Origin of the sequence: Borrelia hermsii DAH, from assembly GCF_023035675.1 — a bacterium.
GTDB lineage: Bacteria > Spirochaetota > Spirochaetia > Borreliales > Borreliaceae > Borrelia > Borrelia hermsii.
Genome location: NZ_CP073146.1, coordinates 17,909 through 30,908, shown reverse-complemented (window position 1 = coordinate 30,908; position 13,000 = coordinate 17,909). Strand labels below are relative to the sequence as shown.

General features: G+C 30.0%; 8 protein-coding genes and 6 pseudogenes. 5 read left to right on the top strand and 9 right to left on the bottom strand.

Going from position 1 to position 13,000, the window contains the following annotated elements:
* Positions 1-142: 142 nt before the first annotated feature.
* From bhDAH_RS07150 to bhDAH_RS07110, 9 genes and pseudogenes are all read right to left on the bottom strand, one after another.
* Positions 143-1,054 carry a hypothetical protein gene (locus bhDAH_RS07150; RefSeq protein WP_062706242.1) on the bottom strand — a complete coding sequence of 304 codons (912 nt, stop codon included), beginning with the start codon at positions 1,052-1,054 and terminating at the stop codon, positions 143-145.
* An 883-nt stretch (positions 1,055-1,937) separates the two neighbouring features.
* A complete protein-coding gene (locus bhDAH_RS07145; RefSeq protein WP_062706239.1) occupies positions 1,938-2,822 on the bottom strand; it encodes a P12 family lipoprotein in 885 nt (294 codons plus the stop codon).
* 538 nt (positions 2,823-3,360) lie between these two features.
* Positions 3,361-3,604: pseudogene (locus tag bhDAH_RS07140) on the bottom strand (variable large family protein); the annotation flags it as partial.
* An 83-nt stretch (positions 3,605-3,687) separates the two neighbouring features.
* Positions 3,688-3,906 (bottom strand): annotated as a pseudogene (locus tag bhDAH_RS07685) (variable large family protein); the annotation flags it as partial.
* Between the two features lie 487 nt (positions 3,907-4,393).
* Positions 4,394-5,193: pseudogene (locus tag bhDAH_RS07680) on the bottom strand (variable large family protein); the annotation flags it as partial.
* Between the two features lie 596 nt (positions 5,194-5,789).
* Complete coding sequence (locus tag bhDAH_RS07125) at positions 5,790-6,338, bottom strand: chromosome replication/partitioning protein (protein WP_062706223.1); 549 nt, start codon at positions 6,336-6,338, stop codon at positions 5,790-5,792.
* A 39-nt stretch (positions 6,339-6,377) separates the two neighbouring features.
* Positions 6,378-7,130, bottom strand: a complete 753-nt coding sequence (locus bhDAH_RS07120; protein WP_062706220.1) for a ParA family protein — start codon at positions 7,128-7,130, stop codon at positions 6,378-6,380.
* On the bottom strand, positions 7,106-7,666 hold the full coding sequence (locus bhDAH_RS07115) for a DUF226 domain-containing protein (protein ID WP_015633322.1): 561 nt from the start codon (positions 7,664-7,666) through the stop codon (positions 7,106-7,108). The genes bhDAH_RS07120 and bhDAH_RS07115 overlap by 25 nt, the downstream gene beginning before the upstream one ends.
* Positions 7,667-7,674: 8 nt before the next feature.
* Entirely contained in the window at positions 7,675-8,394 is a 720-nt protein-coding gene (locus bhDAH_RS07110) for a plasmid maintenance protein (protein WP_043924555.1), read from the bottom strand.
* A 1,360-nt stretch (positions 8,395-9,754) separates the two neighbouring features.
* Here bhDAH_RS07110 and bhDAH_RS07675 point away from each other — a divergent pair.
* The 5 genes and pseudogenes from bhDAH_RS07675 to bhDAH_RS07090 all read left to right on the top strand — a co-directional run.
* Positions 9,755-9,814: pseudogene (locus bhDAH_RS07675) on the top strand (hypothetical protein); the annotation flags it as partial.
* 162 nt (positions 9,815-9,976) lie between these two features.
* Positions 9,977-10,103: pseudogene (locus tag bhDAH_RS07740) on the top strand (variable large family protein); the annotation flags it as partial.
* 238 nt (positions 10,104-10,341) lie between these two features.
* The gene (locus tag bhDAH_RS07100) at positions 10,342-10,854 is read left to right on the top strand and encodes a Vsp/OspC family lipoprotein (protein WP_335340398.1); all 513 of its coding nucleotides are present in this window, start codon (positions 10,342-10,344) and stop codon (positions 10,852-10,854) included.
* A gap of 227 nt (positions 10,855-11,081) precedes the next feature.
* On the top strand, positions 11,082-11,732 hold the full coding sequence (locus tag bhDAH_RS07095; RefSeq protein ID WP_236842443.1) for a Vsp/OspC family lipoprotein: 651 nt from the start codon (positions 11,082-11,084) through the stop codon (positions 11,730-11,732).
* 184 nt (positions 11,733-11,916) lie between these two features.
* Positions 11,917-12,955: pseudogene (locus bhDAH_RS07090) on the top strand (variable large family protein).
* Positions 12,956-13,000 lie beyond the last annotated feature (45 nt).

Sequence of the window (13,000 nt, the reverse complement as noted above, 5' to 3'; positions counted from 1 at the left end):
TAATTAAATTGTTATTAGTATAATATTTTTTATTGACTAAAATTGCCTTTTGGATTTAAGACATAAACAAAAATAGGGCTCAATATTATTTAAGCCCTATTTAACTTAAACATCATACTCTAAAAAGTAATAAAATTATTAATTACATATTGTTTGACCGTAAATATGATATATTACTTTTTTCCAAACCTAATGCTTGATGTGCTCTCTTTAAATCGGCAAAATCTTCCTCCACCTGTTTCATTGCATTCCTAAGTTTACCTGCCTCTGATTCTACTTTTTTAAACATATTTTCTGCATCATTCAAGCTAGTTTTTGCACCCAACATATAATGTGCCAAAAGATATACATCATAATAACCATTTAACCTTATCTGCGCTGAGTGCCTTAAAACAGACTCAATAGAACTATTTGCACTATCAGCACTAGATTTTGAAAGTCTCAATGTATTAAGTTGTTCCTTACACCGTACCATTGCAATATTTTTACTACTCTTAACTTTATCAATTGCTTGATGTAAATTTATCTTCACATTTTGCTCAATACCACTTCCAGAAGTTCTCACCTTATCAAAAGCAAATTTTGCATTTACAATATCAGTTTCCATATTATCAAGCTCTGACAATGATGTATTTAACTCTCCATATATTTTATCAAGACTTACTAACAAAGTATCAACTTTGCTCTTAATTTCATTAGCCTCATCATCGTAACTAACAAGCTCATTCTCTTGCTCCTTAGTTAAGGCATTAGATTGCGATACAAACTGTTGCTCTGCTACCTCTTCGGGTCTTCCCTCTTTAAGACTTAGCTCAATACCTTCTCGTTGTAAGTTTTTATTTATTTTTACACCCTCTTCAATCCTTACAACAATATCTACTTGCTCTTCTTTAATCTCTTGATTTCCTTCTATAGATTTTAAATCTTCTACCTTTTTGTTTTCTTCTAAAAACTTTTCTCTTGATTTGTCTAGCAATTCATTAAGGGCATTTATATCACATGATAACAAACATAATAATGCTAACACGCATATTGATAAAATACTTCTCTTCATATCTCCCTCCTGGGACATCATATTATTAAATTAATAATCATTATTATAATAATATAATATCATATTATCTAAAATACAAATTATTTTAATTAAAATTTCTTATTTTTTTATTCTCTATTAAAAAGACATAGCACTCATTTTTACACTACTATAATTATTTATTTAAAACCATTCTTTTTGTCTTGATATTGTTCCATCATGATTTCAGTGCAAACAACCATACCCCCTAGATAATTGCTAAAATGATCAAAAATAGATTAATATCAATTAGTATAATTTTATATACATATATAACCAAGAAAACATATTCCCTGTATGACCTTTTAAATCACAAGAAAATCTTTACTTTAAATGACCTTTATTATTTACTACTCTCTTTTATCTATAAGTCTTTACAAAATATGATGCGTTAACATAAAATATAAACACTACTTATTAAAATAAACTTGTATGTTTATTTATCATTAAATAATCTATAAGCTCATCACATTTCCAACGCTCTCTCACCGCCTTCAATATTCTTGCACCGCTACTCCATATAATCAACAAGTTTTATCAAGCCTTTATCTAAAAGCTTATATTCCTTATTTAATAAATCATATTTTTCAATATCAGTATTCAAAAGCAATTACCCCTCAAAGCTTTAAAATAATTTATTGGTTATTCAATTTAAATCATTATAGCAAAAACTTTGCAAAAATAATTTGAAACAACGATCCTTATCCTTACTTAAACCCTTAAAATGGAACATAAAATAAATACACAGTCAAATCTTAAAGGTAATTATTTTTAGAAACTTATTTAAATAAAATTAAAAGGAGTCCCCTATAAAGGAACTCTTCTTGGAAATACTAATGTTATAAAATATTAAATCTTTCTGTCTTTATCTTGAAAGATTCCCTAAAACAGCCTTTGCCTCATTAATGATTCCCCCTATCTCTTTCTTTCTTCCTCTTGCTTCACCTATATTAAAAGAAAAAGATTCTAGTAAACTTAAAACATTGCTTGCATAGCGTTGCGAATCCCTAGCTAGAAAATCACTATTTCCTCTTCTTGACCACCGATAACTTCTACGTTTATTTCTTAATCTTTCAGTAATAGCTTCTCTTAAAGTCTCTTGGGACTTATTAAAGAAGAATTCTGCAGACCCTATGTCTTGTATTGCAATATCAATTTTATTCATAAGGCCCTCAGAATTAAAAATTTCACCTCTCAAATAACCTTGTAATCGATTTAAATCTTGTCTCTTTTCCTTATTCTTCCTAAAATCTGTACCCAATAATCCTATTTCATCCTGGATTTTTTTAGTTACATAATAAAGATCTGTATTCATTTGTTCATATTCATTTCTAAGGCTATATGAACTCTCCATTAACAAAGAAAATCCAGAGTTTTTAAGAGCATTTTTTACCTCTTTAATTGCCTTATCTGCTTCTTTTTCGTACTCAGTACTTGGGGTTAGGTCCTCTTCTTTTATCTCTATTTCTTCTTGGATATAGTATGAATACACTTGTTGAGACACCTCAAATCCCGAATTAACAGGTTTTACTTCCATATCTTGTTGTATTTCTACTTTTTCTTCAAGGCCATCTATAACATCTTTTTTTTGTTTCTGATTTTCTTGTTTATGGTTTGAATCTTTATTGTCTTTGCTTTCATCTAAAAAATTTCCCCTTACTTCATTTAATAAATCATCAAGGGCATTTATATCACATGATAACAAACATAATAATGTTAATATACACACTGATAAAATACTTCTCTTCATATCTCCCTCCTGGGATACCAAATTATTTAATTATTGAATCTCAATATTGAGATATAATAATTACTGGCAAATATACACCTTTTATTTTAAATATCAAAAATAAATTCCTAAAGTCATAGAATAATCTCGCTTTGACCTACTTAAAAACGCAACAAAACTATTTCACTAAGTGAATTTATACAATAAAGAACAAAAACACAATCTTAATCGAAAACTTGTAATCAATTACATCCAATTTAAACTTTAAAAAATAAATAATTAAGAAACAATTAACTAAAGCAAACATATCATTCAATAGAAACAAAAACTAAGAAACCTGGTCCCTACCTTTACGTTCCAAAGAATTTTGCTCACCTACTAATTAAAACTAATCTCATAACAATCATTTACCCCTTAGTTAAAGGTTTAGCCAGAGCTTGTTTACTTATCTTTAGTGCAAATATTTAATCTACTAAAATACCAAAAAGGAAAACAATTCTTATGAAAAGAAGAGTTTTCCTCAAATGACTTTATTATTTAGATTATTTAATTAGATAATTTATTTAGTAGCAGCAGGCTGAACAGCACTAGCTTCAGTTGATTCACCGGTAGTCTCTGAGTATTGTATCCCCTTAGCAGCCTCTCTTATCTTATTTAGATTGTTTGCTACTGTTTTCCTAATTATTATATCAAGTGCTCCTAATGCCTTATTGACAGCACTTACAGCAGCTGATTCAACTGCTTCAGCAAAATCTGCATTACCACCCTTAGTCATAGGCCTTAAAAGCTACTGCTGCGCCTGAACCAGCACCACCACTTGCTGCATAAGCTACTACATTATTATCACCTATTGTTCCTAACAAACGTACATTTGTTTTTAATGCGCTTAAAGTAGTCTTAGCTTCATCAACCGATACTCTAATAGGATCATGGATTGTATCCCGCTTTTATTAACATCTGCTGTTACTTTAACTACTACTTGTTCCAAGTCATTTGATGCTGCTTCAAGCTTCGCGCCTAGGCTGTTAAAATAATCTCCTGTCTGTTGCCTAGTTGTAGTTATTTCTACGCTAAAGCCCAAGGCACCTGAAATTAACTCCATAAATGCATAAAAACATTCTCAGCGCTTCTACCTAATTCGATTAGAAAATTGCTTAAACTTCCCGCACTCCCTTAAACTGGATCAGTCTTCCCAGCATCTGGTTGCTGACCACAACCTATAAATAGAAAAACGATCAACATAATGATACTTATTAAGGTTTTATTTGTGATTTTTAAGAATTCTTCATATTATAGAGCCTCCTTATTACAAGATAAAAATAAATTCATCAATAACACACTTAAAGTAATTCTTTTCATTATTACGTGCCTCCTTATTTCTCAGGGGACAAGATATAGATAAAAGGAAAACTACTCTCTTAAATACAGAAAGAAGAATTTGCCTAAAATGATTTTGCTTAGTTATGTATGTTTCTTTGATAATACTTTATTGTTTTTGTCCACTAGCTGTTGCGTCTCTGTAGGTGTAGTAGAATCTGCGGACTTATCTTCTTTTGTGTAACTTCAACAATAAGCCTCATTAATTGTTTTTAACCAGTATCAATAGTATTCCTAATAGCAATAATAAGAATACTTAATGTCTTACCAACAGCATTAGCGGCAACACCATTTACTGTATTAGCAGATTTCTCTTCATTACTCTTAACAGCAAATTTACCATCCTTAGCCATGGCTCTCAATGTTATTCCCGCAGCAATAACTACATCCTTCAATCTGCATATTTATCTCTTTTTTATCATCTTCCTTCTTAGCAACAGCAATACTTGCAGAGTCTTTTGCTTCTTCAATGTTTTTCAGCTTCAACTGTACCAGATTTAGCAATAGCTTGTAATATGTCAACACCAGTTACAGCTCCAACAGCCTTTGGTGCATCAAATGCAACTTTTTTGGAATTGGCTTGATCGCCAGCAGCATTAGCGAATAACTTTCCTGTTTCACCATCAGCAGCAACAGCAGCTCTTACGGTAAGGCCATCGGCTTTTTTATCGGTACCAGCATCATGTTTACCTTCATCTTCAAGCACTACATCTACAATTGGATTTAATTCCTTTTACTAGACTATCAATATCAATCCCAGCAGCTCCAGCAGCATTACCAGCACCACCAGCAGCTATATTACCAAGTAGGCCATCACCCATAATACCAATAGCATCACTTGCAGTCTTTGCTCCTTCTATTATCTTATCAAGTGTTTCACTAGCCAAACTTTTTACTGCCACCTCCGTTGCAGCAGCGTTAGGATTTCCTTATCTCTTCATATCAGCAACAATTTTTTAAGCTTGTCCTTAGTGCCTTGTATAATATCTTGTACTGTCTTAAAATAAGTTGACAAAATCAACTGAACAGCAATGATTGACTTTTTACAGAATAAGGGATTAATAGTCAAAATTTTGAGGAAAGGATAAAATGAAAGCAATATTACATATATTACATAGCATACTCTTATATGCTTCCCATACTTCGCGAATATCATTCGGATTCATTTTACTTATTATATCACTTGTATTTGCTATTTATATTCACTGCTTCGATTTTTATTATGCTACTTGTATTTTACATTTCATTTCTTGTTATATGATTTACATTATGAATTTTTACACTCCTTAGAAATAAATATTTAGCAAAACCTTCTAACAAAAAAATTATCTTTGTTAGAAGGTTTTGCTATATCATTTTAGTAATTTTTATATAAAGAATCTTAGATAGAATAATAGAAGATAGGTTTAAAATTCCAAAAAATAAAAAATCAACTCTTCATTAGATACTCTTGAAAAGAGTATCTAATGAAGAGTTAAAATCTCCAATGGCGAAAACTTACTAGGATGTGCAACAATAAACACATACCAATGCATACCAATATATACCAAATTTAAAATAAAATCAACCATATTTAAATAGTTACAAGAACTATGTAGCTACTCAATGAATTTAGCTTTTGAATTGATTTAAAAACTCTTTAAGCAAATCCTTTCTATTTGTAAAAAGTTCATCCAACAAAAAACCTGTAAATTTTGCATTTTGCTTATAAAAATTATAACTCTCTTGTAGTTTAAGTTGAAAACGCAGTGGCTTAATCGAATTCTGTCTTGACTTCTTAACAATACTATTGTCTTCTAATTTTCTAATGGTATTTTCAATTCCATTACTAGCTACAAAATCATAATCGATAATGCCCTGCTCTACGCCTGCCGCTATTTTTATATATTTATATGCTTGGGATTTCGCGATCTTAAAATCAGCTAAAAAGCTATAAAAATTCTTATATCCATCAAAAATATATAACTTTCTTTCACTTATTAAACTGAGTATTTTTGCTGTTTCTATTTTATTATAAATATCGTCTGCCATTAAAGATTTTAGTTTGTCTTTTAATCTTAAATATTCATCTTTACGATTGTCCCCTGGTAATTTTGTTTCCAAATCACACTCTTTAATATTAACCCTTCTTCCCACTATCATCTTATTTTTATCTCTCATTTGCACTCCTTTTGTCTATAACTGGACATTTCGTTTTTGTTATTTCTTTAAGAGATTATTTAAAGATTTCTTATATTCTTGATAATAATCAGTATTTAAAGAAAATTTCTTTCTATAAAATACTGTCTTTTTTATGTCATCTCTTTTAGGAATAATGCCTATCAAGTTTTCTCTATAGCGAGTTTCTAGCTCTGATATTATTTCTTTATCAATACTCTGTCTTTCTAAAGCACCCGTTACCAAAAAATTAGGCAAGAGATCTTCCCTATAAACTTTTTTTGTAGCATCTATTATTAAATCTATGCTTTCAACTGCCCATAAATCAGAATTAATGGGAATAACTAGATAATCAGCAACAATTAAGGCATTATTTAGAAGATGCCCTAAGCTAGGATTTGTATCAATTATTACATAGTCATATTTGGATTTAACTGCTAACAGTCTTTTTTCTAATAGATTATCTTGCAAAGGAATACTTTCGGAATTAAAAGAAGACAATTCTAATGAACTAGGAATTACGTCTATACAATTACTTACATTAAAGATACAATTTTCTATGTATTTCCTTTGTTTAAAAATTTCATATAGGTTATATCTTTCGATATCTATGTTTTGTTCTTGCAATTTGAATAAAAAATAACTGGTAATACTAGCTTGGGGATCGCTATCAATTAGCAAAACTTTGTAACTTTCATGTGATAATATATTGCTAAAGAACAGGGCACTTGTACTTTTTCCAACACCACCTTTAATTGATGCTATAGTTATTATTTCTGTTTTTTTTCTATCCATCTTGTTATAATCCCTCCATCTGGTAACTTTTTATTGTAAAATTCATATATCTCTTTTTCTAACTTCATCACTATTTCGATCAATTTTTTGCAATATTTGGTTTCTAACTTTTCTTTTTTAAGTAAATAATAGATTCCTTGGATATAACAAAAAACACTTCCTTTCTTAAATCTAAACTCAATATAATAAGCCTTTGAAAAACCATATGTCTTAATTGCTCCATTTTCTTCATATTGTGTTATGATATTCTTAATTGGCTTCCTATATCCATAATAAATACCTAAAAATTTGTTATTATCTATTAAAGAAAATAAGTTAAACTGATATTTCTTTTTTCTAGACCAGCTTCTTAAGATAATAAAAAATTTGTTATTATCATTTTTATCGATTCCAAATGTATAGAAATCTATCATAATTTTTGTGTGGTACAGTGTCTTATTATTTTTTTTCTCTATTTGAATAAAGAAACTACTCTTTTTTTTGGGCAACTTAATTTCTGACTTCCTTTCTTTTAATCGTTTCAATGAGTTTTCCATGTTTTTCCTTAAAATTTGTTTTCTATCCCATAGCTCCTGTTAGTACTATTTTCAGTCTTTAAATTCTTCAACCATTCTTTTGTTCTCATCATGGCCTCTTCATATCTCTTTTTGTTCGCATTATCTTTTATTTTATCCAAATATCTCATTGTTTTCCATTTAGATACATTCTGTATTAAAACATATGTGTTATTTGTCACTTCAATTTTTGTTTCTTTTCTTCTTTTTTCTTTATTATTTATACATTTATTATTAGTTATATTATGACTGACATTTTTAGTTGCATTTTTAGATTTCAAAATTTTGACCCCCTTATTTTTGGAGTATTTTTTTTGTGTTTCTTTTGTGAATTTATATATTGCATTAGCATCGTGTTCGATAATTTCTTGTTTGGCTTTAAGTAGTCTTTTTAAATTGTTAACGCTGTATTTAGTTACTGTATATCTTATGTATGAGCCATTTCCTTCGCCCAGTCTTAATAAATTCTTTTTAATAATGCCTTTGTTGTATAGAAAGGCTAAATCTTTTCTTAAGGTTCTAAGTGTAATTTGTTTAAGACTGTCTTTAAACAGAAAAATGTTTAATGCATTTAGAATTATTGTTTGGTTGTACTTAATTGCATTTTTTTGAAAGTATCTAAGTATTGACAGTATTTTGTAATATCTACTATGATATTCCTTTAATGGTTTTGTGTAAGGCGGAGCCTTTTCATTGTGAGTGCTATTCATTGTTTTTCTCCTAATAAGTTTTACTATTAATTATGATAACGCAATACCAGTTAAAAAGTAAACTTTATGAAGTAGTTAAGCATTCTTTTTTCATATAATTTTTTTTAAACTAAAAGCTATAAAAATACTTAAAGTTAGTTACAAAAAATGTAAGCAAATACTAGTAAGTTTAATCAATTTTAGAGATGTTTCATTGCATGTAAAATATTTCTTTTAAGGTGTTTTGTGTAAATAGAAAGGATACTTTTTAACAGGTTTGGTTAAGATTTTTCTAGTATACTTATTTTATCCAATTCTTTACATATATTTAAAAATATACCCTACATATATTTTATTTCTTGTTTTAGTAGCTATTAGTTTTGCAATGATATATATTATTCTTCAAAATTTAATCCCCTTCTCTTTGTTAACTCGAGGTTAACTTTTTATTTTCTTTTGTCATTTTTGTAATCAATTTAATTCATCTTTCTTTACTATTTTTTGTAGGGATTTTGATATGATATACAAAAAATTTCCTAATTTAAGAAAGCTATTTGTGTTGTTTTATTGTATTTTTATAAATCTTTTTAAGATCAGATAATTTAATTGTAAATGAGTAGCCTTTATTGTTAGGGAAATTTAGGAAGATATAATCGGTTTTTTTATCATCTTTTGCTTCAACATATACATTTTGGTGATTTACAGTAATAGTTTCTAAATCATCTTTGAATATTCCTTGTTTATTATTATCCTGACTGTTATTAATCTATCTTTTAGTTTTCAAATTTCTTCCATTAAACATTTCATTTTGAAGCTATCAATCCCATTTTTCAATCTTTAAAAGAGAAACAGTATTGTTATCATCATAATTTTTACTGCAATTTCTAGTATTTTGATTTATACTTAAAAAAGTATATTCTGATTGTCTTTTTTATTATAAATACACATCATTATCATATGATTCTGAATCGTTCTTCTTTTTTTCGGATTCTGATAAAGTTGAAAATGAAGTGCTAATGGCTTTTAATTTAATTTCTTTAATGTTAATTACATTGGTTTTGGAATTGTGGTGTTTTTGACTGTGTTAATATATTAACCGGCTTTGGTAATGCTGTAGTATTTGATGCTTATTATAATACTAGGGATGGTGGGGTATCTATTGAGTCTTTTTGTTTTGGAATTTTTTGTGTTGTTTGGGTAGAACATTTTGTGTTTGGTTGTCTTGAGCTATTGGGAATTTTGGTGATGTTATTAGTACTATAGGATATGTAAAATATTATATAAGAAGTTTTTATGCAAAATTCATCATGTCATTTTCTTAGTAGTACATAAATTTTATGGACATGTAACAGGGGATATTATATACCAAGAATTTGTAAAGATGGATATGCAAGATTTTATTTCAAATGATCTTTCTAAAAGATATTATCGTAATGAGATTACTTATAAAGATTTTGAATATTTAGAGAGTAACTTTAACTTGAAACTTGAAATGTTAGAACGTGGTTTAAAACCTGAGATTGTATCTGTTAGCAATGAGGTTTTTCTCGTTAGAAGAGCTATTGAAATTAATAAAATAGAACTTAAGCAAGATATATTTAAAACCATTGCAATAAGAAAAGCTATTGATTCAGGGCTTAAAATTGTTAAGGAAGCTATGAAAATTAATGCTAATGATACTTCCTATAAGTCCTGGTCAGAGCATCCCTAAAGCTACTACTAATAACTAGTTAAGAGTAAATAATAAAAATATAAAGTTATTGTAAGGGAAACGCTTTTCTTGTTCTATGTAAAGCAGGAAAACTATTTGCTAACGATAGTTCTGATGCTGAAGGTAATGAATAAGTTAAAAGGGAGACGGAAAAAAGAGAAAAAGAATAAGTGCAATAATAATGACTTTATTTATGATATTAATATCATGTAATAATGGAGTGCCAGAGCTTAAAAGCGACGAAGTAGCTAAGCCTGATGGAACTACTTGATTTGGCAAAAATAAGTGCAAAGATAAAAGAGGTTAGTGCTTTTGCAGCAAGTGTAAAAGAAGTTCATACTTTAATTAAGTCAATAGGTGATCTTGCCAAAGCTATTGGTAAGAAAATTAAAACAGATGAGACTGGGACTTTAGAGTCTTCTACGGCGGATCAAAATGAACAGTTAGTTGCAGGGGCATTTCAAGTGGTATCAACCGTAAAAGGTGAATTGGAAAGTTTAGTGCAAGTAGATGGAATCTCAGATGACCTTAAGGCGAAGGTTAATGAGGCCAAGAATGCAAATGATGGTTTATTAAGTAAATTTAAGAGTTCTGCAAAGGATAACGAAAGTGTTAAAAAAGATGAAGAGGCAAAAAAAGTTATAGATCGAACCAATGCTTCTGCTACTGAGCTTAAGAAACTTGACACAGCAGTTGATGAGTTGTTAAAAGCTGCTAATGAGGCGGTAAGTGCTGCAATCGCAGAGCTTACCGCTCCTGCTAAGTCTTAGCTAAGGGAATAAATAATTTAAGTAGTTATTATAAGATAAGTTAATTAAGTAAGCTGTAAGAGCAGGTAAAAATAAAGTCAAAAAGGAATAGGAAGCTAGGAGCGTAATGCTCTTGGCTTCTGATGTTATTTAGGATATAAATTGTTCTAATGGTTAGATTTAATGTGATCGAATTTCAAGTTTTAGATTAGGATTATGTTTTATTGTGAGTTAAGACATTAAAAAATGTGTGCGCAAGTAATAATTGTGAAAATAAAAAAATTAAGTGCGATAATAATGACTTTGTTTTATTTGTATCTTATGGTAGTGCAGGACCAGCAGAGCAAGGTCAAGTAACTAAGTCTGACGGAACAGTACTTGATTTGGCAAAAATAAGTGCAAAGATAAAAGAGGCTAGTACTTTTGTAGCAAGTGTTAAAGAAGTAGAGACCTTGGTTAAGTCAATAGATGAGCTTGCTAAAGCTATTGGTAAGAAAATTAAGCAAAATTCCGAAGACCTTGAAGTGGATAATGGCAAAAATAATAAGAATGGAGAGTTAGTCGCAGGAGCATTTCAGGTAATGTTGACTGTGAAAGCTAAATTGGAAAAATTAGGGAACACGCCTGAAATTTCTGAAGAGCTAAAAGGAAAGATTACTGATTCTAAGAGCAAATGTAAAGAATTTGTGGATAAAGTAAAAGCAGATTCTGATATTTCTAAAGCAGAGGCTACAGATGAGCATGTAAAAAAAGCTATAGATCAAGTAAATGCTCCTGCTGGAGAAAAAGGTGTTGTTGAACTTGTTAAACTTAACAAATCAATAGGTGAGTTGTTAAAGGCTGCTAACGCAGCAGCAGAAGCTGCAATCGCAGAGCTTACAGCTCCTGCTAAGTTTTAACTAAGGGAATAAATAAGTTAAGTAGTTATTATAATGATAAGTTAATTAAGTAAAAGGTAAGAGCTGGCAAAAATAAAGTCATTTAAGGAAAACTCTTTTCTTGTTTTCGGCACAGGAAACTATTAGCTAACGATAGTTCTGATGATAATGCTAATGCATAAGTTAAAAGGAGGCACGTAAAAAAATGAGAAAAAGAATAAGTGCAATAATAATGACTTTATTTATGGTATTAGTAAGCTGTAATAGCGGTGGGGTTGCGGAAGATCCTCAGAGTAAATTTTTAAAGTCAGTAATAGACTTAGGTAATGATTTTTAAATGTGTTCACATCATTTGGAGATATAGTTTCCAAGGTATTAGGTTTTAGTACAGAGGCAAAAAAGTCTGATGTTGGAGCTTATTTTAAGACAGTACAAGGCACTAAGGACAAGCTTAAAAAATTGTTGCTGACATGAAGAGAGAAGGAAATCCTAATGCTCCTGCAATTGAGACTGCGGTAAAAACACTAATTGATAATGCTCTTGATGAGATAATTGATGGGGCTAAGACCGTTAGTGAGGCCATTGGTGATGCTAGTGACCTACTTGGTAATGTTGCTGCTCAAACAGTTGCTGGTGTTGTTGCTGAAGAAGCTTCGGTTAAGTCTCTTAGTGAAGGAATTGGAAAGATTGTAAATGTAGTACTTAAAAATATAGGAAGTGTTGATGCTGGTACCAATAAGAAAGCTGAAGATGGTAGCGCAAGAGGTAATAATGATGGAGCAGCGAAGTTGTTTGGTAATGCTGCTATTAATGCTGATTCAAAGAAATCAGGTACTGATGCAGCAAAAGCAGTCGGAACAGTAACTGGAGCTGACATATTACAAGCTATTTCTAAAGGCAATGAAGGCAAAGCTGTTAAATTGGCTAAGAATAATGCCGCTAATGCTGATGATGCCGCTAATGCTAAGGATGCAGTTATAGCAGGAGGAATAGCTTTAAAAGCAATGGCTAAGAATGGTAAGTTCCCTGGTGGTGAGGCCGGTGGTCATGATGATTATGCTGCTGAAATTAAGGGTGCAGCTGTAATTGCTGTTACTAAGGCATTAGATACATTAACTATTGCGATAAGGAAAACAATTGACGGGGGCCTTAAAACAGTTAAAGAAGCTATGAAAATTAATGCTAATGATATTCCTATAAGTCCTGAACAGAGCGCTCCTAAAGCTACTACTAATAGTCAGTAAAGAATTATTAATAAAAAAATCAGTACTAAAAATAATAAAGTCGCT

Coding starts and splice junctions, on each gene's coding strand:
- bhDAH_RS07150 (WP_062706242.1), bottom strand. CDS start 1,054: ATGAAGAGAAGTATTTTATCAATATGCGTGTTAGCATTATTATGTTTG.
- bhDAH_RS07145 (WP_062706239.1), bottom strand. CDS start 2,822: ATGAAGAGAAGTATTTTATCAGTGTGTATATTAACATTATTATGTTTG.
- bhDAH_RS07125 (WP_062706223.1), bottom strand. CDS start 6,338: ATGAGAGATAAAAATAAGATGATAGTGGGAAGAAGGGTTAATATTAAA.
- bhDAH_RS07120 (WP_062706220.1), bottom strand. CDS start 7,130: ATGGATAGAAAAAAAACAGAAATAATAACTATAGCATCAATTAAAGGT.
- bhDAH_RS07115 (WP_015633322.1), bottom strand. CDS start 7,666: ATGGAAAACTCATTGAAACGATTAAAAGAAAGGAAGTCAGAAATTAAG.
- bhDAH_RS07110 (WP_043924555.1), bottom strand. CDS start 8,394: ATGAATAGCACTCACAATGAAAAGGCTCCGCCTTACACAAAACCATTA.
- bhDAH_RS07100 (WP_335340398.1), top strand. CDS start 10,342: ATGGAACTACTTGATTTGGCAAAAATAAGTGCAAAGATAAAAGAGGTT.